Annotated in this window: 15 protein-coding genes and 1 pseudogene; 12 read left to right on the top strand and 4 right to left on the bottom strand. The window is 45.3% G+C overall.

Going from position 1 to position 20937, the window contains the following annotated elements; genetic code table 11:
* Positions 1-68 precede the first annotated feature (68 nt).
* The 4 genes from H0913_RS16640 to H0913_RS16625 all read right to left on the bottom strand — a co-directional run bounded on the left by H0913_RS16640 (position 69) and on the right by H0913_RS16625 (position 6816).
* Positions 69-3494 (bottom strand): autotransporter outer membrane beta-barrel domain-containing protein, encoded by a 3426-nt coding sequence (locus H0913_RS16640; protein ID WP_232368801.1) that lies wholly within the window; start codon positions 3492-3494, stop codon positions 69-71.
* Positions 3495-4206: 712 nt separating this feature from the next.
* Positions 4207-5169, bottom strand: coding sequence for a GlxA family transcriptional regulator (locus H0913_RS16635; RefSeq protein ID WP_181477636.1), 963 nt, complete (start codon positions 5167-5169; stop codon positions 4207-4209).
* 90 nt (positions 5170-5259) lie between these two features.
* Positions 5260-6036 (bottom strand): MBL fold metallo-hydrolase, encoded by a 777-nt coding sequence (locus H0913_RS16630; protein ID WP_181477635.1) that lies wholly within the window; start codon positions 6034-6036, stop codon positions 5260-5262.
* A 243-nt stretch (positions 6037-6279) separates the two neighbouring features.
* Positions 6280-6816 (bottom strand): DUF6998 domain-containing protein, encoded by a 537-nt coding sequence (locus H0913_RS16625; protein WP_154638044.1) that lies wholly within the window; start codon positions 6814-6816, stop codon positions 6280-6282.
* A gap of 413 nt (positions 6817-7229) precedes the next feature.
* Here H0913_RS16625 and H0913_RS16620 point away from each other — a divergent pair, with 413 nt between their 5' ends.
* The 12 genes and pseudogenes from H0913_RS16620 (at position 7230) to fumC (ending at position 20935) form a co-directional block, all read left to right on the top strand.
* On the top strand, positions 7230-7847 hold the full coding sequence (locus H0913_RS16620) for a 4Fe-4S dicluster domain-containing protein (protein ID WP_181477634.1): 618 nt from the start codon (positions 7230-7232) through the stop codon (positions 7845-7847).
* Positions 7847-9862 carry a hydrogenase 4 subunit B gene (gene hyfB / locus H0913_RS16615; protein WP_181477633.1) on the top strand — a complete coding sequence of 672 codons (2016 nt, stop codon included), beginning with the start codon at positions 7847-7849 and terminating at the stop codon, positions 9860-9862. Before H0913_RS16620 ends, hyfB begins: the two co-directional genes overlap by 1 nt.
* 11 nt (positions 9863-9873) lie before the next feature.
* Complete coding sequence (locus tag H0913_RS16610) at positions 9874-10824, top strand: respiratory chain complex I subunit 1 family protein (RefSeq protein WP_154602962.1); 951 nt, start codon at positions 9874-9876, stop codon at positions 10822-10824.
* A gap of 13 nt (positions 10825-10837) precedes the next feature.
* A complete protein-coding gene (locus tag H0913_RS16605; RefSeq protein WP_036949173.1) occupies positions 10838-12280 on the top strand; it encodes a hydrogenase 4 subunit D in 1443 nt (480 codons plus the stop codon).
* 12 nt (positions 12281-12292) lie between these two features.
* Positions 12293-12943: a hydrogenase 4 membrane subunit gene (gene hyfE / locus H0913_RS16600; protein ID WP_006658444.1), complete on the top strand. Its 651-nt coding sequence runs from the start codon at positions 12293-12295 to the stop codon at positions 12941-12943.
* Positions 12944-12947: 4 nt separating this feature from the next.
* Entirely contained in the window at positions 12948-14528 is a 1581-nt protein-coding gene (locus H0913_RS16595) for a hydrogenase 4 subunit F (RefSeq protein WP_181477632.1), read from the top strand.
* 1 nt (position 14529) lies between these two features.
* Positions 14530-16263, top strand: a complete 1734-nt coding sequence (locus H0913_RS16590) for an NADH-quinone oxidoreductase subunit C (RefSeq protein WP_181477631.1) — start codon at positions 14530-14532, stop codon at positions 16261-16263.
* A 12-nt stretch (positions 16264-16275) separates the two neighbouring features.
* Entirely contained in the window at positions 16276-16827 is a 552-nt protein-coding gene (gene hyfH / locus H0913_RS16585; RefSeq protein WP_181477630.1) for a hydrogenase 4 subunit H, read from the top strand.
* Positions 16824-17606: an NADH-quinone oxidoreductase subunit B family protein gene (locus H0913_RS16580; protein ID WP_154602960.1), complete on the top strand. Its 783-nt coding sequence runs from the start codon at positions 16824-16826 to the stop codon at positions 17604-17606. Before hyfH ends, H0913_RS16580 begins: the two co-directional genes overlap by 4 nt.
* Positions 17599-17955: pseudogene (locus tag H0913_RS18695) on the top strand (formate hydrogenlyase maturation HycH family protein); the annotation flags it as partial. The gene H0913_RS16580 and the pseudogene H0913_RS18695, both read left to right, overlap by 8 nt.
* A 198-nt stretch (positions 17956-18153) precedes the next feature.
* Positions 18154-18606 (top strand): hydrogenase maturation peptidase HycI, encoded by a 453-nt coding sequence (hycI, locus tag H0913_RS18690; RefSeq protein ID WP_232368852.1) that lies wholly within the window; start codon positions 18154-18156, stop codon positions 18604-18606.
* An 880-nt stretch (positions 18607-19486) separates the two neighbouring features.
* On the top strand, positions 19487-20935 hold the full coding sequence (gene fumC / locus H0913_RS16570; RefSeq protein WP_036949184.1) for a class II fumarate hydratase: 1449 nt from the start codon (positions 19487-19489) through the stop codon (positions 20933-20935).
* Positions 20936-20937: the final 2 nt, after the last annotated feature.

Below are 20937 nucleotides of genomic sequence, written 5' to 3'. Positions count from 1 at the left end.
CTTGCACCACCAAGATACAAGCCGCTTTTTTATATGCTACAAATACGAATTAAAAATACGAAATTAAACTAGTACATATACTTAATGCCAAACACAGCTTGAGTATCACTGTAGCCAGAATCACCGAGCTGCTGAGAAACGTTCCCCCACAGGTTCAAGTTCGAGTTAATCTGGCCTTCAATACCGATTTTCACTTCCCCAATATTGCGGGTTCCAGCCACATTAAACTGCTTGCCATCCATACTCACACCATACTGTTTAGTGTTATAAATCCAGTTGGTTTCGACAAAAGGCTCAAAGTTTCGACCTTTACCTTCATCAATGGCATTGTGACCATGCAGGTAAGCTCGTAATCCCAGACGCGTACGGATATTGTTCTCCCCGCTGCTACTGACGAGGGTACCATTCGCTTCGGTATGATCATTCGCTTTCACGCCTTGCCACGTCACTTGTGCTTTAGGTTGCAGATAGAAAGTATTGACCATCTCATTGGTGGTGTATTCCCCCATTTTGAAGGTATAACCGGACTCAACAGAAGCCGTCATGCCTCGAGATTTATATTTCTCAGTGGCAAGCTGATAACCATTAACCTCATGATCAAACCAGTTATACTGCGCCCAAGTATCGACATATAACCCAGATTTATCCGCCTCATTTGCATACCAAGTACCGTAAAGCCCTACGCTGTAACCACTTGTATTACCTTTTGAATCATAGCCATTACGGTGATTTTTGGTTTTGCTGTTCTGGTGAGCATACCCAGCCATTACCCCCACATGGTAACGATTAAGCCCATCAGTCGACCAATCGGCAATATCACCACCGAGCTGGACAACGTAACGGTTATCCCGTGTATTTAGCGATCCTTGCGCCACTTGAGAACGATTAAAGCCACCCACATTACGTAACCACATTGAGGTCACTTTGGTTTCGCCCGTTAACGCATCGGTGTACTGAGTTTCGCCCAAACGGTCATGCAGTCGCAGATCAAACAGAGTATTGGCCGCTTGCATATTACTGATGTAAGTCCCCACTTCTGGTCTAGGTGGCGGTTTAACAGGGTCGACAGGCTTCACAGGGTCGACAGGTTTCACAGGGTCGACAGGTTTAACAGGGTCGACAGGTTTCACGGGGTCGACAGGTTTAACAGGGTCGACAGGTTTCACAGGGTCGACAGGTTTCACGGGGTCGACAGGTTTCACGGGGTCGACAGGTTTCACGGGGTCGACAGGTTTAACAGGATCGACAGGTTTCACAGGGTCGACAGGTTTCACAGGGTCGACAGGTTTCACGGGGTCGACAGGTTTCACAGGGTCGACAGGTTTCACGGGGTCGACAGGTTTAACAGGGTCGACAGGTTTCACAGGGTCGACAGGCTTCACAGGATCGACAGGTTTCACAGGGTCAACAGGTTTAACAGGGTCAACAGGTTTCACTGGGTCGACAGGTTTCACAGGGTCGACAGGCTTCACGGGGTCGACAGGTTTCACGGGGTCAACAGGTTTCACGGGGTCGACAGGTTTAACAGGGTCTACCGGCGGCTCCACATACAAACTGGTCAAATACCAGTTGTTATAGTTGGTACCTGGAACATAGCCACCGCGCAGCAGCGTGTAATCATAAGCGCCCGCAACAATACGTCCACTTTGCTTAAACTCCCCAAGGGAACGACCTGCAACGGTAATCAGCTCAATGCCTTTTTCCGTTTGTGCGCCTTTTCCATGAATATTATTCACATAAACCGTGGTATTGCCGGTACTATCGCCATTGATAATTAATTTATCTGTTTTTGAATCATCCCCACCCAGTTCAGTATTGAAATAGAGAGAACCATTATCAGCCTTATAATTATTAAGAACATTTAAATGCGTTTGTGTTTGGTTGTTCCTTGAAAGATGAACTTCTCCTCGGTTATCCAGTGAGGAAATAGTTTGCCCAAATCCATTGAGGTCAAACTGGCTGAAGTTTTTAACATCGACACGGCTTCCAAAGGCGTTTTGATTACCGGCCTTTAACGCGCCATCGTTGATGACCACAATGCCACTGTGCAGGTTGTTATCTCCTGCAAACGTGATGGTATTGGTATTGTTCTTCACTACATTAATGGTATTAATCAGGTTTGGGGCAAAATCATTATCATTTTGATAATTGAACACGAGTCCAGCCTGCATAGGGAGTTTATCGCTATCAAATAAGTAGCTATTTTTGCCAGTGAAGCCTTCGATACTCTCGGTATTTAATTCACCCGCTAGACCACCATCACCATGATAAATAACAGCATTAAAGTAATTACTGTCTTTGTTTAAATTGATTTTGTGGGTGGTGACGTTCCCGCCAGCCAGCAGGTTCAGAGTGCTTTTTCCTAGAGTCATTGGGAGAAGCTGTGTTTTACCGAGGGTTATCCCTTCTGCAGAGACCATGCCACCGTCAGCAATGGTAATTTCATGGCTGACATTATCCCCTAAAATAAGGTCATTTTGAGCGGTAATTTTTGATTGTTCGCCAGTCACGATGACGGTTGGATGCGGTCGGTTGATGTCGTAAGGGTCAACTGTTGGGGAATCACCCGTTCCTAATATGATATTTTTAGCGTTTATTTCAGCGCCATCTTCGACAGTTAATAAGCTTCGTAAATTTCCACCGGTCGTAAAATTTTCAGACACATCAATTGATGAATCTTTGCCTGAGATTAATAAGGAGACAGGGGAATTATCACTCCAGACTTTATGTAAGCCAGCATGGAAGTTTTTAGCTTTAATTTTACCGCCAGACAAAATATTCAGTTCACTGGGGGTATCTGGATCGGCATTTCCAAAGTTTTTGGCAAAGTAAACGTCTTCTTTAACGTTTAATAATCCATTATTTTTGATATTTAAAACCGTTTTTAGGGATGCTTCGTCATAGTTTATGCCCATATCATGCATGACGACATTTTCAGCTTCAATAACACCGTCATTATCGATATTGATTGTGACAATGCCGATTGGGAATCGATTACTGTTAAATGACGAGGCGGTTAAATCTTGATTAACCTTTAAGATGGAACCTTTGCCATCGACATTTAAGGTATATTGCGCTTCTTCGTCTAGATTGGCACCCCAATAATTACCCATAGAAAATTTATCGGTATAAATTTGAGCGCCATTAAGAATATCAATACCTGATTGCGAGGGTGTTTTTGTGTATCTGTTATGAATGCTGATGACACCAAGATTCAAGGTGCTTTTGTTATTCCAGATAGAATCGCTTCCTGAAACCGTCACATTTCCAGATTCTCCGAAAAAATCAGTGATCACTGTGCTATTGGTTTCTAATGTCCCAGATTTAATAAGAACTTTCCCATTTCTTATATATAAATTATCAAGATCTAAAATTTCATTTTTATCATCTAACTCTTTGACTTCACCATTTGTAATGGTGGCAGCATAACCTGTTGAAGCCATTATCAGTAAAAGAAGATAATTGGCGGGGTAATAACGTTTTTTATTTTTCATGTGAAACCATCCTTGACGTTTAATTTTTATAAATTAAATCAAGTTATTAGCAGTGTAATGATGCCCAGCGAGCTGTTAGGCTACTGATGCAGTTACAGGATTATTTAAATTATTTTTAAGCTCTTATTATTAAATTAATGAGCATTGATTTTATTGGTGAATTTTTTTAGCCTTTAATAAAGTTATCTAAATTTGACTAATTAAGTGGAAAAGTTAATGACAATGTTATCGCTTGGATCTGTGTGTCTAATTTATAATTCGAATAACTATAATAGGTATAAAGAATACCTATTTTGTATTAGAACTATAATTTCGAGAACTATAATCAAGCTGGTTATTATTTTCCAAGTGTTTTATTCAAGAAATAACACTCATGATCCTTTTATCTAAATTGAGAAAATAAATGGTTTTTAATTTTGAAAGTGGAATTAAAACGGTTTTTTAATCCTAATGTTAAGAGTGAGAATGATTCTTTATCATTGATTTTTATTAAGATAATTCTTAATTAGGATTTATTTCACCTGCGTGATTTTTCAATTACGTAATTTGTTTTTATCCGTCCTGGTATTACCAGTTTTATTTTTTAACGATAATTAAAAATATATTTTTCATTTTTTAATGGATTTTTTGATAGGTTTAAATATTAATAAAAAGATATGAAAAATAATTTCTTGATTATTATTTTTATATGAAAAATAAATTCTTTTATGATTTATAAAATATTTTCGTTGCTACCAAATACTTTTCTCCATTGCATCGGGCTAACCCCAAACTTATCCTTAAATACCTGCCTAAATGTCACGGAGGATTGAAAACCTGCTAATTCAGCCACGCGTTCAATAGAGAAGGCTGAGCTTTCCAGAAGTTCTTGGCTGCGATTCAAGCGGGCAACGGTTAGCCATTCGCCGATGCTAATGCCTGTCGCTTTTTGAAAATGACGAGTGAGGGTACGACGGCTCATGGACATCTTATTGGCAAGCTCATCGATAGAGTGGGGGAGTTGTAGGTGATTTAGCAGATAATCGAGAAGTTGATTAATGCGTTGGTCACTGGTGTTACGGGGAATAAGCTGTTCAATATATTGTGTTTGACCGCCGTCTCGATGGGGCGGTGTCACCATTCTGCGCGCCATTTCATTCGCTATCTTGGCACCAAAACGTTGTCGGACAATATGCAAACAACAGTCTAGGGCGGCGGCAGTTCCTGCGGATGTTATTACGCCCTCATCTTCCGTATACAGCACATTGACATCTAATTTGACCTTCGGAAATAACCGCTGAAATTCCTGCTCAAATTTCCAATGGGTGGCGGCTTTATGGTTATCGAGTACACCTGCATAGGCAAGTACAAAGGCACCAAGGCACAATCCTACCAATAATGCGCCATTCTGTTTTGCGATGTTAATGGCAGTAAGTAAGGACTCACTAGGGCGCTCATGGATCTTCTCCCAAAAAGGGATCACCACAATATCTGCAGTTTTGAGGGCATCGAAACTGTACTCTGCATTGACCGCTGTTCCCTCTTTAGACCAGATTAGCCCCGCTATTTCTGCGCATAATTTTCGTGAAAACAGGGGGATATCCGTCATCATATTGCCAAAGAAAATCAAAGGAACCGACAAATGGAAGGTGCTAAATCCTTCTGTGACCACAATTGCAACGGTGGTTATCTTCATTTATCGTTTCCTTTTATGGCAGCAAGCTTTTAGAAAATCAGTAAGTAGTAGAAAAGCAGTAAATGACAGAAAACAGCGGTAATAGCGATTTTAAATAGAGACAGTTTCACCGTCTTTCGGGGCAAAAACCGCATCGGCCAAACCATTTACAGCCGCGTAATTGAGCAACTGTTGCCGAGTGACTAAGCAGTGATTAATGGCTTCCATATGGGTACCAATAATCTTTGCATTTGGTCTTATCTGCCGTACTTTCAGCATATCTTCTTGTCCAAAAATAATCGAGCCGTATCCCAAAATATGCGCCCAGCCGGTATTCATGATCACTACATCGGGCGAATGAACCGCCAAGTTATGTTCGATAGCGGAAAACCAAATAGAATCTCCCATTAAATACAGCACCTGTTCCGAAGGGTGTTTAAATATCACGCCGGAAGCATCTCCCAATCGTTCACTTAAAATAGGGTTTTCATAAGCTAGGTCAGAACCGTGTTGGCATTGGGTTTTAATTAAATGAATACCTGCAAACTCAGTGGATTCAGACAAAATGCAGAGATTAGTGAATCCTTGAGAAGATAATAGCTGTTTATCGTGTTCATTCTGAACAAAGATGAGCTTATCTTTCGGAATGGCTTTTACAGCGGCCTCATCCCAATGGTCTAAATGGGTATGCGTAACAATAATCGCATCGACATCCAATAGGCTATTAATGTCGCAGGGTAGATCAACCATAGGAATACGAATATGTGAATTGGCGGTGCCTTCAAAGCCGGGGTAGCTTCCTTTTTCCCCTAACATGGGGTCGATAAGAAATCTTTTGCCCGCATAGTCGATGATTTGTGTGGCATTGCGTATTTGGGTAATTTTCATAAAAACCGCCTGATTAAGTGAGTTGATAAGCTCGTGGCTCAATAAGGCGATTATGATGTTTTTGGGCAAAATCACCGCAACCATTAGGACAATTAGCGATGAGATTGGGTCAGGTTATTTAAAATATGTATACAATAATGAATTTGGCTATGAAAGTTGGTTATATCATTCAATTTTGAAAAGAAACTGGATTTTTAATGCAGTTTTATTCTGTCTTAATTAGTAGCCAAAAGTGGAAAAGTTTCAGTTTAATAATGGCGGCTTGTTATGTAATTTAGTGGTACTTAATATCATTTTTTCTTTAATATCAAGAACTCTCTCATCTAAAAGAATATCTCCCTTTAACGTGATGAGATGTGCATTTGTATGCTTGCTAAATTTAGCATAATCCCCAATGACGATATGAGGAATTTGATATGCTTCAATGACGTTATAGTGTGCATCAAATATGACAGCAATAAGGTAATCAAATTCAGTTGCATCATAATTTCTCAAAGCACTTAACTGTTTAGAAAGGCTATTTGGTGTGATTCTGCGTGCTTTAATTTGAACTTTTTGGCCATCTGCATCTATTGCATCAACCCCAGGATAGGAATTATTCAGTAACTTCATCCCAAATGCTTGAGAAACTAACCATTCAGCATAGTCACCTACTGGATTATTTTGGGTGCGTAAAACATTTCTTGTGCATAATTCAAGCAAAATATCTGCATGTATTGAAAGTAATTCAGTATTATCCAGCGTAGGTAGAAGTTTTTTTATTAATTCACTATTGTTCATTTTAATTTTCCATTATTACTGTTACTCATTAATTCTACACAAATTAAGAATAAATAATATTCAGGTTATTAATGGAGGAATCTATGATTTTAAGTAAACATGGCTATCCCAAAGGACCTCGGATAAGGGCCGTGTGGGACAGTTGTTTTGATCTATACAATCAATTAGGTAGAGCCCCAGTTAGGCGAGAGTTGATTGCGGCAATGAATAAGACCCTTTTTTGAACTTTTAAGCTTTAGCCATCACTTTAAATTTTATTTTTCTTTTATTTCCCCCTTCGTCATTACTGTCGAGCTCCCACCCCACAAAACTCCAACCAACTGATAAATAACAATATTATTTCTGGCACAAAAAATGCTTAGGTGTCTGCAACAAACTTAAGATCCGACTGATTTTATTGGAGGGGAAAGCGAATGAATCGCTTTGTAATTGCAGACCCACAACTGTGTATCGGATGTAACACTTGCATGGCGGCGTGCTCAGAAACGCATAAAGCCCAAGGATTACAAACATATCCGCGACTAAAGGTGGTCAAAGTTGGCGAGCTAACCGCACCGATGCTCTGTCGTCAATGTGACGATGCCCCGTGTGCGCGTGTGTGTCCGGTCAATGCCATCACCCACGAAAATGACATGATTGTGCTGAATGAAAGCCTGTGCATTGGTTGCAAACTGTGTGGCTTGGTGTGCCCATTTGGGGCGATTACACCATCAGGCAGCAAACCGGTCAATATGCCTGATTTCTTTGAACAATATGTTCCAAAAGAGATGCTATTAGATGTGCCAGATAGCCTTCCAACCATGAATCCTTTCCTTGCGTGGAATGCGGGAATTCGCAATATCGCCGTGAAGTGTGACCTGTGTGATTTCAGTGACGAAGGGCCAGCTTGTGTCAAAGTCTGCCCAACCGATGCCCTCCATCTGGTGGAAGAACACCAACTCGAAAACGAAAGTGCCAAACGCCGCAGCGCATCTGTCGATGCCATGCCGCCAGAGTTCGACATTTTTGTTGCTGATCGGGAGAACCCATAATGACACCTCTTCAGTTACTTTTATGGTCGGTGATTTTCTACGCGGTGGGTGGCTTTGTCTCGTTGCTCTTTAAACGCCAAGAAAAGCTCGCCATTTATGTCGCGGGAATTTCAGCCATGATCGGCGGCGTTCTAGGCTTATGCAGCTCTATTCCGGTGCTAATGAGTGGCGAAGTACTCACTTACCTGTCGCAAGGCCCATTCCCGTTTGCCAACTTTGTCGTCCGATTAGATAGCCTCGCCGCCTTTATGGTGATGGTGATTTCGCTACTGGTGACTGTCAGTGCCCTCTATTCCTTAAACTATGTTCAGGAATATTGCGGTCGTGGCGCGTGGAGCATGGGATTCTTCCTGAACCTGTTTATCGCCTCGATGGTCGCCTTGGTGGTGATGGACAACGCCTTCTACTTCATCATCCTGTTTGAAATGATGTCGCTAGCCTCTTGGTTCTTAGTCATTGCCGACCAAGATGACAAATCTATCCGCGCGGGTCTGCTGTACTTCTTTATTGCCCACGCCGGTTCGATTTTAATTATGATCGCCTTCTTCTTAATGTGGCGTGAAAGTGGCAGCTTAGATTTCGACTCCTTCCGCCAGCTTTCGCTTTCACCGGCGATGGCATCCATCGTTTTCTTATTGGGATTTTTTGGATTTGGTGCCAAAGCAGGGATGCTCCCACTGCACAGCTGGTTACCGCAAGCTCACCCCGCAGCACCATCTCACGCATCAGCATTAATGTCCGGCGTCATGGTAAAAATCGGTATCTTTGGGATCATCAAAGTAGGTATCGACTTACTCGGCGCCACTCAAGGCTGGTGGGGCATTGTGGTGCTGGCATTCGGTGCAGTCTCCTCGGTTCTTGGGGTTATGTATGCACTGGCTGAGCACGATATCAAACGCTTACTGGCTTGGCACACCGTCGAAAATATCGGGATTATCCTGATGGGTGTCGGTGTGGCGATGGTTGGCATGGCAAACAATATGCCTGTGTTGGCAACCATTGGTCTGCTCGGTGCGATTTACCACTTACTTAACCACGCCGTATTCAAAGGCTTACTGTTCCTTGGGGCGGGCGCCGTGATCTACCGTGTGCATACCCGCGATATGGAAAAAATGGGTGGCTTAGCCAAATTAATGCCACTGACCGCAACCGCGTTTTTAATCGGCTGTATGGCGATTTCCGCGCTGCCACCACTCAACGGCTTTGTTAGTGAGTGGTATACCTACCAATCTTTATTCTCCATGAGCCATGAAGGCACTTTTATTATGCGCATCAGCGGCCCAATCGCCATTGTGATGTTAGCCATCACCGGGGCCTTGGCGGCAATGTGTTTTGTGAAAGTGTACGGCGTCAGTTTTTGTGGAGGTGCTCGCAGTGAGCAAGCCACTCATGCTCGCGAAGTGCCATGGACAATGACCGCCGCGATGCTGATTTTAGCGGCTATCTGCGTGATTTTAGGGGTAGGCGCGACCTATATCGCTCCGGTTTTAGCCAACGTGGCAATGTCCCTGACACACGCCACCGATATCACCGTGGCACAAGGAGCGATGCTAGTTCCAAACAGCGCGTCTCAAGCGATGATCTCTCCAGCCATGACGCTGATCCTGTTGCTCGCACTGCCTATCATTCCACTGATTATCTACATGGTATTTAAAGGCAAACAGCTCGAAGCGCGCCGTAAAGGGGATGCTTGGGCGTGTGGTTATGCATGGGAAAAAGAGATGTCCGTGTCCGCGGGAGGCTTTACTCAGCCGCTGCGTTCTATGTTTGCACCGCTGTATCGCCTGCGTACTCAGCTCGACCCTTCAGCGCGTTTAGCGCAAACCTTAGAAGTGACGAAAGAGGGAGCAGGGAAGGTGGAACCGTTCTGGGATGAGAAAATTATCTACCCATTGGTTCGTGTGATTAACCGAATAGCAAAACGCATGCAATGCCTGCAAGGCGGGGACTTCAGGCTCTACTGCCTGTATGTGGTCGCGGCCTTGATCGTGTTGCTTGTTGTGATTGCGGCGTAAGGAGAGAAACCATGTCGATTCAAGAAACACCCACATTGATGACAGGGATCTTCGCCGTCGTTCAAGCCGTGGTTTTACTGTTGCTGACGCCGCTGTTCACAGGGATCTCCCGTCAAATTCGCGCCAAAATGCATTCCCGCCAAGGCCCTGGTATTTGGCAGGATTATCGTGATATTACCAAGCTACTGACACGTCAATCCGTCGCGCCGCGTGATTCTGGCATTATCTTTCGCATCATGCCGTATGTGCTGCTGGGCAGCATGTTGCTGCTAGCGATGGCGTTGCCAGTGGTCACGAACACATCACTGTTTAGTGGCGCAGCCGACATCATTATCGTGCTGTATATCTTCGCGTTATTCCGCTTTTTCTTCTCACTTTCCGGCCTCGATACGGGCAGCCCATTTGCGGGCATCGGTGCCAGCCGTGAACTGACACTTGGCGTACTGGTGGAACCGACGTTATTCCTCGGCTTGCTAGTCGTAGCTCTGATCGCTGGCTCCACCAATATTGGCACCATCAGCGCCACGATGAGTGAAGGCTGGGTGTCTCCAACTGCCACGTTATTAGCGCTACTCGCTTGCGGATTCGCGACATTTATTGAGATGGGCAAAATCCCATTCGACGTGGCGGAAGCGGAGCAAGAGCTGCAAGAAGGTCCATTAACCGAATACTCCGGTTCAGGATTCGCGATGGTGAAACTGGGCATTGGCCTGAAACAAGTGGTCGTTGCGGTTCTGTTCCTGTCGATTTTCTTCCCATTCGGCAATGCCGGAGTCTTTACTGTTGGCAGTGTGCTGTTAGCGATGGGATTAATGCTAGTGAAATTATTGGTGATTTTCGTGCTGGCGTCGCTGGTCGAAAACAGTCTGGCTCGTGGTCGTTTCTTATTAACGCACCATGTGACTTGGTTAGGATTCGGTGTTGCGGCACTCGGATTCGTCTTCTACCTCACCGGTCTATAAGGAGCGACGAAGCATGTTAGAAAATATTGCACTAGCAACCTTGATAATCCCGTTCATCGGGGCGTTGCTGGTCAGTGTGCTACCCACCCGTCTAGCGCCGTGGCTAAGTACCTTAGTTGCCTTACTGGCGTCTTTGGGAACGGCAGCATTAGGCTGGCTCTATTTAGACGGTGGCAAGGTCGCCACTACACTGGAGTTAATCCAGACAGGCGATGTCGCGCTGTTCGGTTTTACTGTGGATGGCGTCAGCACGCTGATTGCGTTTGCTGTGGTGTTCCTTGGCTTCTTGATTTGCCTCTATTCAACGGGGTATCTCACTGAAGGAAACCGCGAACACGCTCATGGGCCAACTCGCCGTTATTACGCTTTCTTGCTAATCTTTATCGGTGCGATGGCAGGGGTTGTGCTCTCTTCCACTATCTTAGGGCAATTGGTGTTCTTCGAAATTACCGGTGGATGTTCTTGGGCGCTCATTGGTTACTACCAAACTGAAAAATCCCAGCGTTCAGCGATGAAAGCGTTGCTCATTACCCATGTTGGCTCACTCGGCTTATACATGGCGGCGGCAACTCTGTTTATCAGCACCGGAACCTTTGCTCTGAGCGCCATTGACCGCTTGAGTGAATCCCAAAGCCTGATCGTGTTTGGCGGTATTCTGTTTGCAGCATGGGGTAAATCAGCCCAGTTACCACTGCAAGCCTGGCTACCCGATGCGATGGAAGCCCCAACCCCAGTTAGTGCTTACTTACACGCCGCCTCCATGGTGAAAGTGGGTGTGTATATCTTTGCCCGTGGCTTGATGTCTTCCACCCATGTGCCAGAAATTATAGGTTGGGTGGGTGTCGTGATGGCGGTCATCACACTGGTGTATGGCTTTATGATGTATCTGCCGCAGAAAGATATGAAACGTCTGCTGGCATGGTCAACCATCACGCAGCTGGCGTATATCTTCCTCGCTTTATCCTTATCCGTTTTCGGTTCCAAAGAAGCCTTCGATGGCGGTATCGCGTATATCTTCAACCACGCATTTGCGAAAAGCCTGTTCTTCTTAGTGGCGGGCGCGCTGAGTTATAGCTGCGGTACCCGTATGCTGCCACGCTTACGCGGTTTGGCAAAGCGCTACCCATTACTCGGTGTGGGCTTCTGTGTGGCGGCACTGGCCATTGCGGGTGTTCCACCACTTAACGGTTTCTTCAGTAAATTTCCTATCTTTGCAGCGGGCTTCGCGCTGTCTGAACAGTTCTGGGTGTTAACGCCAATTATGGTGTTGGTACTGATTGAATCTGTCGCGAGCTTTGCATGGTTGCTGTACTGGTTCGGCAAAGTGGTTCCGGGTGAACCTAGCGAAGAAGTGGCAAACGGCAGCGCAGTTCCTTGGGCAATGCAGTGGGTTATTGGCTTACTGATCGTAATGTCCTTCTGTTCTAGTGTTATCGCCGTCATCTGGCTCGGTTAAGGGAGAGAAAGCATGACTGGTTCAATGATTGTAAATAATTTAGCAGGGCTGATGATGATCACGTCGCTGCTGGTGATCGGCGCGAAAAAGCCGGTGGTCTCTTGTTGGTTCTATGCGTTGCAGTCGCTGGTGTTAGTGGCGATTTTCGGCACGTTATCTTACACCCTCAACGCCCCTGAATTGGCAATGTGGGCAGGTACCGCGTTCGCCACTAAAGTGGTGTTAGTGCCGCTGATTATGGGCTACGCCTTCCGCAAATTGTCCGACCCAACCGCTAACGGCGGGGTGATTAGCCCAGCTTGGTTGATGTTAGCGGCAGCGGTGATTGTGGTGCTGTGCTGGTTTGTGGTCGAGCCAATTAAATTGCCACTGGCAGCGGATTTAAAACCCGCTTTAGCGGTTTCTCTTGGGCACTTTATGTTGGGGCTGCTGTGTATCGTCACTCAACGCAATATTCTCAAGCAAGCCTTTGGTTACTGCCTCATGGAAAACGGCTCCCATCTGACCCTCGCGTTACTGGCGTATAAAGCCCCTGAGCTGGTGGAAATTGGTATCGCCACAGACGCCATTTTTGCGGTGATCATTATGGCGGTATTGGCTCGTAAAATTTATCGCACGCTCAACACACTGAACGTGGATCAACTGACCGCGCTGAAGGGGTGATGAGATGAGTCAAACAATGTTATTAACCTTATTGATGGCAACCCCGCTGGTGATTTCACTGCTGGCGTTCGCCTGCCGCTTATTGGGTAACGGTGCAAAAATCCCTGTCACTCTGATCCATACCATTGGGATCACGGCATTGCTAGTGTTATCGATCTGGATGGTTGGCACGATAGATAAAGTCGGTGATTTGCTGATGGCAGGTCACTGGATCCACCTTGATAGCCTTGCCGGGTTATTCCTCGCTATCTTAGGGATCGTCGGCTTCCTGACTGGCTTGTACTCTATCGGTTATATGAACCATGAAGTGCATGAAGGGGAAATTAGTGTTGGAACCTTATGTAACTATTATGGTTTCTTCCACTTATTCCTGTTCACTATGTTGCTGGTGATCACCAGTAATAACCTGATCTTAATGTGGGCGGCGGTCGAAGCGACCACCTTAAGCTCCGCGTTCTTAGTGGGCATTTATGGTCAACGTTCTTCACTGGAAGCGGCATGGAAATACATCATTATCTGTAGCGTAGGTGTGGCGTTTGGTCTGTTTGGCACCATTTTAGTGTATGCCAATGCGGTGAATGTCATGCCGGATCCTGAAATGGCTATTTTCTGGACGGAAGTCCTGAAATATACCGACCTTCTCGATCCAACCTTGATGCATCTTGCCTTTGTGTTTGTGTTAATCGGTTTTGGTACCAAAACCGGTCTTTTCCCAATGCACGCCTGGTTACCTGATGCGCACAGTGAGGCACCAAGCCCAACTTCGGCGTTGCTGTCTGCGGTGCTGCTCAACTGCGCACTGCTGATTATCATCCGTTACTACATCATCGTCACTTCATCAATTGGTGGCGAATTTACGCAAACCTTATTGTTGGTGTTCGGATTAATGTCCGTCGCGGTGGCTGCGTTTTTTATCTTGGTACAAAAAGATATGAAACGTTTGCTGGCCTACTCCAGTGTGGAAAACATGGGGCTGATCGCGGTGGCATTAGGTATCGGTGGGCCTTTAGGTGTACTGGCCGCGCTGCTGCATACCTTAAACCACAGTTTGGGTAAAACCTTGCTGTTCTGCGGTTCCGGTAACGTGTTACTGAAATATGGCACTCGCGATATTACGGTGGTGAAAGGGTTACTGCGCACTATGCCATTTACCGCGGTGGTATTTGCGGGCGGTGCATTAGCTCTGGGTGGTATGCCGCCATTCAACGTCTTTTTAAGTGAATTTATGATTGTGGTGGCGGGGCTGGTCGCTAACCATTTCTGGTTAACCTTGCTGGTGCTGATCTTGATTACGGTAGTGCTGGGCGGGTTGATCCGCATGATCTCCAAAACCTTATTTGGCGAACAACCAGAGTGCGTAGCGCGTGGTGAGCTGGGCATTTTAACCACATTACCGATGGCGATTTTGATTGTACTGATGCTGGTGATGGGGACTTATATTCCTCAGCCTGTCAGCCGCTTACTGGAAAATGCCGCGACAATCGTGCTCAAAGATAGTGCGACAGTCGACCACCAAATTACCACCTTAAATTATCAATGGCCGTGGGGTGTAAGCACCTCCGAACCTTCATCGCAGGAGAAATAACGTGAGCTATCAGAATTATACAGATACCCTTCAGGGCGTTCGCAAAGGCGCGGGCTATCTGGCAAAAGTGCGCGAGAAATTTCCTCATGCCATGCTGGAAGAGGAGTGGCAAACAGCTAACCAAGTCACCATTACCGTCAAAACTGAGATGCTGCCAGACGTGGTGGAATTCCTCTATTACGGCTGCGGCGGTTGGTTGCCGGTGTTGTGGGGGAACGATGAACGTCCTCTCAATGGGCAGTTTGCAGTTTATTACGCACTGTCGATGGAAGAGGGAGAAAAATGCTGGGTAACGGTGAAAGCGTATGTCAGTCCAATCACCCAAGAGTTCCCATCTGTAACGCCACGGGTGCCTGCGGCTGTGTGGGGAGAGCGTGAAATCCGTGATATGTACGGTTTACGTCCGGTGGGCTTGCCGGATGAGCGCCGCTTAGTGCTGCCGGATGATTGGCCGGAAGACCTGTATCCGCTGCGTAAAGACACTATGGATTACCGTCAGCGCCCAGCGCCAACCACCGACACAGAAACCTACGAGTTTATCAACGACAGCAAAACCCAAAGCCGCATCGTGCCAATTGGTCCGCTGCATATCACGTCCGATGAACCGGGACACTTCCGCCTGTTTGTGGATGGCGAGCGCATTGTGGATGCGGACTACCGTATGTTCTACGTGCACCGCGGGATGGAAAAATTGGCTGAAACCCGCATGGGCTACAACGAAGTCACTTTCTTATCTGACCGCGTATGCGGCATTTGCGGCTTCACCCACAGCGTGGCATACACCACCTCTGTGGAAAATGCGCTGGGTATTTATGTGCCTCAACGCGCTCACACTATTCGTAGCGTATTACTGGAAGTGGAACGTCTACACAGCCACTTGCTGAATATCGGCTTAGCGAGCCACTTCACCGGTTTTGATACCGGTTTCATGCAGTTTTTCCGTGTCCGTGAAAAATCCATGACTATGGCGGAATTACTGACAGGCGCCCGTAAAACTTACGGTACCAACTTAATTGGTGGGGTTCGTCGTGACTTCTTGAAAGAGCAGCGCGTGAAAACCATTCAGCTGGTTAAAGAGATGCGCCAAGATGTAACTCAGCTGGTGGACATGTTGCTGAGTACACCAAATATGGAGCAGCGTACCGTCGGCGTCGGCCGCCTCGATCCACAAGTTGCTCGTGATTACAGCCCTGTGGGACCGATGATCCGCGCCAGCGGCTTCAAGCGCGATGTGCGTTTCGACCACTCATTTGCGGACTACGGCAATTTACCAAAAACCTTATTCACCTTAGATGGTTGCGATGTTTATTCCCGCGTGATGGTACGCATTAAAGAGACATTGGACTCTCTGTCGATGATTGAATATGCCCTCGACAATATGCCAGAAGGCCCAATTCTGACGGAAGGCTTTACCTATCAGCCCCATAAATTTGCACTGGGCTATACCGAAGCGCCGCGAGGTGAAGATGTTCACTGGAGCATGCTCGGCGATAACCAAAAACTGTATCGCTGGCGTTGCCGTGCTGCCACTTACGCGAACTGGCCAGTGCTGCGCTATATGCTGCAAGGCAACACCGTTTCCGATGCGCCATTGATTATCGGTAGCCTTGACCCTTGTTACTCCTGTACTGACCGCGTGACGCTGGTGGATGTGAAAAAACGCAAAGCGAAAACTGTCGCGTACAAAGAGCTCGAACAGCACAGTATCGAGCGCAAACATTCGATTATGAAATAACGGAGGGACACCATGTTTAAACTTTTTAAAACCCTTCGTAATGCGGGTACTGCAACGGTGAAATACCCGTTCAAACCGCTGGAAGTGGCTCACGGATTTAGAGGCAAACCTGAATATGACCCACTGCAATGTATTGCGTGTGGCGCTTGTATTTCCGCTTGCCCTGCCAATGCGTTAACCATGGAAACTGACTTAGAAAGTGGTGAACGCCGCTGGCAGCTGTTTTTAGGTCGCTGTATTTATTGTGCGCGCTGTGAAGAAGTTTGTCCGACTCGCGCCATTCATTTAACGGAAGAGTTTGAAACCGCGGTAATGAACAAAGCGGATTTGTACATGAAAGGGACATTCCGCCTGCAACATTGTCGCCAGTGTGGCGAAGCATTCGCCCCGAAAAAATCCGTGGAGTATGCCATGGCGCTGATGGTGGCGTCGGGGATTGAGGAAGGCGGCATTGAAGCTCTGCGCCCAATGTATGAAACCTGCCCATCTTGTAAGCAAAAAAACAATTTATTGAATAATGATCGTCAGAACTTCCGTTTGCATATTCAGGGAGATAAATCATGAGTTTGCCAAATATCCCCGTAAACCATCATGTTAGCCAGCCGATTGTGCTCGATGAGCAGGTCGCAAAACTGAAAAGCACGCTGCTGAAAGATATTAAGCGTTCAGCCTATGTGTATCGCGTGGACTGTGGCGGTTGCAACGGATGTGAAATTGAAATTTTCTCGGCAATCACCCCGGTTTTCGATGCAGAGCGTTTTGGGATCAAAGTGGTGGCATCTCCGCGCCATGCGGATATTTTACTGTTCACAGGGGCGGTCACCCGTGCGATGCGCATGCCTGCCCTGAGGGCATATGAGTCTGCGCCGGATCCCAAAATCTGTATCTCTTATGGGGCTTGTGGTTGTGGTGGGGGGATCTTCCACGACCTGTATTGTGTCTGGGGCGGTAGCGAACATATCGTGCCGATCGATGTGTGGATCCCAGGTTGCCCACCAACCCCAGCAGCCACGATTTACGGTTTCGCGGTGGCATTAGGGTTATTGAATCAGAAATTGGTTGGGCAAGATCACCGTGAAGCCGATGGGGAAAAAGTGGAGCTTTTACTGCCATCCATCCCTTTGGCGACCCGCGTGATGATCGAGCGTGAAGCGCGCCGCCAAGCGGGATATTACCAAGGTCGAGAAATCAGTGACCGCTTCTTGACCCTGCTGGATGGAGCGACCCCAAGCCAAGTGAAAGCCACGATGCAAACATGGATGGACGAGGAGCAAGACCCGCGCCTGCGTGAGATTGTGAACCGCCTCGTGACCGTGCTGCAACAAGGGGGCATCGATGAGTGAGCCAGCAACTGAAACGGGCAAAGTGATTTTCTGGTCACTGCGCCAGAAATTTGTCGACAGTGACGATGACGTACCTGAAGACGCGCAGCAAGTGATGTATTACTCACTGGCGATTGGTCACCATGTTGGGATGATTGACTGCTTAAAAACGGAATTGGAATGTCCATTGGATGGCTACCAAGCATGGGTGAATGCCCTTCCTGAAGGGGAGGCGCGTCGCAAATTACAGGGCTTGATCACCTTTGGCGAGATTAATATCGATTCCACCCACACCAATATGCTGGCGTTAGCATTAGATGGTTTCGCTAAAGACAGTGATTCTCCCTATCAGGCATGGAGCGCCACACTGATTCGATTACTCGGTGAAATTGAGCGTGAGCCGGCAATTTATTTGATCGTGAAAAGACAGATAGCGAAAAGGCAGCCGATGAGCGATGTTGCGAGACAAACTCAACCGTCTTTTTCGATGGAAATCGAATCTTCAGCAGAAAGCGTATCAGCAAAAAATCTCTTATCTTCAGATAACCCATCACCCGTGCAAAATCTCATGCTGGCGGTGGGCAATAGCATGATGGGGGATGATGGCGCAGGCCCGATGCTATTTGACCTCATGCAGCAAACCCCGATTGACGGCTGGGTGGCAATTAACGGTGGCAGCAGTCCTGAAAGTGTTTCCCACCAAGTACGAGCGTTAAAACCCCAGCGTTTATTAATTGTGGATGCTGCGGATATTGGTTTAGCGCCGGGAGAAATTCGGGTTATCGACCCTGATGATATCGCCGAAATGTTTATTATGAGCACCCATAACCTGCCGCTGAATTTTCTTATCGACCAGTTAAAAGAGGATGTCGGAGAAATCATTTTCTTAGGCATTCAGCCCGATTTAGTCGGTTTTTATATGCCAATGAATGACAAAGTGGTTGCCGCCGTCGAGCAAGTTTATCAAGCCTTACCAGCATGGAAAGGGTTAGGGGGATTCCGGTTATTTGAGGGTGAGTAACGATAGGCTGGAAGCCTTTATTTAAAGGATAGAATGTTAAGGGAATAAATAGGCCGCGCTACAGGGATGCAGTGCGGTTTTTACTGAAAAACCAGTGCATCCCACCCTGCAAGTTCGGCTATTTCTCCAAAATTGCGTAAAACCAGTGTTTAATATGGTATCGATATGAATATTAAACTCGGTACTCGTTTTGTGAGTGGAGTTAGGTTCAGTGACCAACCAAGGTGGGCATGATCACTATTATCAAAAGCTTCTCTTCAGTATTGTTGAGTTATGATGCTCTATATTTTTGCATAAGCATAATTAAGGATGATTTTTTTGAAATTAATGCGTATTAAACTAAAGAGAAACTCAGTGGATATATCACCTTGTATTTTAAATGAATAACATGTTTTTAGCTCTTTTTTATTATATTTTTTATATTAAATAACATTATTTCACTTATATTTCATTGGTTGTTTTTGTTTTGTTAATATATTTTAAAATTTAAACCTCTTTAATTTATATATCTACTCAATACATGCGTTTTTTATTTTTCATATCAGCGCTTCAATAATTTATTTATATAATTAAATTGTTTAATTTATTTGAATTGTCATTAAAAGATAAGATTGATAATACATTATATTGTTTTTAATGCTATTTTGAAACTTTAGTCTTTATATGATTTTTGGATGAAATAGACAGTCTGTTTGCGATAATTATATTTTATAAAAAATTGAAAGGTAATTTATTTTTTATATTTCAAACTGTCTTTTTGTTATCTTGATAGCTTAAATGTCTTATTTGAACGTATGTTTGGTATTTGATGTTTAATTAATCCTTTTAACTTAGTATAGGAATTGCTCATATGTTTTATATTTAAAATGGAGTTATTGTAATGACAGATTATATTCTAAATAAGAGCATCCCTATTGGTATTAATGAAACAGGCACCCGTGAAGAATTCGATAGCATGGGAAAAGTAAATGTTCCTGCAAATCGTTATTGGGGGGCACAGACTCAACGTTCATTACAGCACTTTAATATTGGCGATGATTTAATGCCAAAATCGGTTTACCACGCGTATGGCTATGTAAAAAAAGCCTGTGCATTGGTTAACTGCGAAGCAGGTCGATTAGCTGAATGGAAAAAAGAGGCGATCGTGATCGCTGCTGATGAAACTATTCATGGTCAATTGGATGAGCATTATCCGCTTTATGTATGGCAGACAGGCTCTGGCACACAATCTAATATGAATGTGAATGAGGTTATTTCTAACCGAGCTATTCAATTACTCGGTGGTTCATTAGGAACTCAATTACCCGTTGGACCCAATGATGATGTCAACATGGGTCAGTCTTCCAATGATACATTCCCTACTGCAATGCACATCGCCGCTATTTTTGCGCTTGATGAACAATTGATTCCGAGCATTGAAGATTTAATTCAACTTATTGAAAAGAAAGCTGATTCGTGGATGACTGTCGTTAAGATAGGTCGTACTCACCTCGAAGATGCAGTACCTTTAACTGTAGGGCAAGAGTGGCACGGTTGGGCGGGTCAATTACGCGATGCGCTAGATGACATTAAACGTAGTCAGCAAGATCTCTATAAACTTGCCGTTGGCGGCACGGCTGTTGGTACAGGATTAAATGCGCCAAAAGGCTTTTCAAAAGATGTCGCAGATAAGATAGCGGAATTAACCCAAAAACCGTTTATTACTGCGCCCAATAAATTTACCGCTCAAGGCTCCCTTGATGCGTTAGTTCGTACACATGCCGCTATTCGTGGATTAGCTGTCGCACTTATCAAAATTGCGAATGATATGCGCTGGTTAGCTTCGGGCCCCCGTTGTGGTTTCAGCGAGTTAATACTGCCATCGAATGAACCTGGTTCATCCATCATGCCTGGCAAGGTCAACCCAACCCAATGTGAAGCGATGGTCATGATTGGTATTCAGGTTATGGGTAATGATGCTGCGATTGCGATATCAGGTAGCCAAGGTAATTTTGAATTAAATGCGATGAGACCGGTAATTATTAATAATCTCCTGCATTCCATTCGTATTATTTCTGATGGCTGTCGTAAATTTATGGAATATTCAGTAGAAGGTACTGAATTAAATAATACGAAAATAACCGAGTATGTGGACAATAGTGTCATGTTAGTGACGGCATTATCCCCAATTATTGGTTATCAAAATGCAGCACATATTGCTGAAAATGCAATAGCGAAAAATATCACGTTAAAAGAATCTGCAATCGCTTCTGGAAAAATAAGTGAAGAAGATTTTAATAAATATGTCAATCCGATTGATATGACAGGAAATGGTCTATCTGGCGCGTAGTT

Source organism: Providencia rettgeri (assembly GCF_013702265.1).
Classification (GTDB): Bacteria; Pseudomonadota; Gammaproteobacteria; order Enterobacterales; family Enterobacteriaceae; genus Providencia; species Providencia zhijiangensis.
The sequence above is the reverse complement of the archived record's forward strand: the minus strand, read 5'-3'. Positions and strand labels throughout refer to the sequence as shown.

Coding starts and splice junctions, on each gene's coding strand:
- H0913_RS16640 (WP_232368801.1), bottom strand. CDS start 3,494: ATGAAAAATAAAAAACGTTATTACCCCGCCAATTATCTTCTTTTACTG.
- H0913_RS16635 (WP_181477636.1), bottom strand. CDS start 5,169: ATGAAGATAACCACCGTTGCAATTGTGGTCACAGAAGGATTTAGCACC.
- H0913_RS16630 (WP_181477635.1), bottom strand. CDS start 6,036: ATGAAAATTACCCAAATACGCAATGCCACACAAATCATCGACTATGCG.
- H0913_RS16625 (WP_154638044.1), bottom strand. CDS start 6,816: ATGAACAATAGTGAATTAATAAAAAAACTTCTACCTACGCTGGATAAT.
- H0913_RS16620 (WP_181477634.1), top strand. CDS start 7,230: ATGAATCGCTTTGTAATTGCAGACCCACAACTGTGTATCGGATGTAAC.
- hyfB (WP_181477633.1), top strand. CDS start 7,847: ATGACACCTCTTCAGTTACTTTTATGGTCGGTGATTTTCTACGCGGTG.
- H0913_RS16610 (WP_154602962.1), top strand. CDS start 9,874: ATGTCGATTCAAGAAACACCCACATTGATGACAGGGATCTTCGCCGTC.
- H0913_RS16605 (WP_036949173.1), top strand. CDS start 10,838: ATGTTAGAAAATATTGCACTAGCAACCTTGATAATCCCGTTCATCGGG.
- hyfE (WP_006658444.1), top strand. CDS start 12,293: ATGACTGGTTCAATGATTGTAAATAATTTAGCAGGGCTGATGATGATC.
- H0913_RS16595 (WP_181477632.1), top strand. CDS start 12,948: ATGAGTCAAACAATGTTATTAACCTTATTGATGGCAACCCCGCTGGTG.
- hyfH (WP_181477630.1), top strand. CDS start 16,276: ATGTTTAAACTTTTTAAAACCCTTCGTAATGCGGGTACTGCAACGGTG.
- H0913_RS16580 (WP_154602960.1), top strand. CDS start 16,824: ATGAGTTTGCCAAATATCCCCGTAAACCATCATGTTAGCCAGCCGATT.
- hycI (WP_232368852.1), top strand. CDS start 18,154: ATGCTGGCGGTGGGCAATAGCATGATGGGGGATGATGGCGCAGGCCCG.
- fumC (WP_036949184.1), top strand. CDS start 19,487: ATGACAGATTATATTCTAAATAAGAGCATCCCTATTGGTATTAATGAA.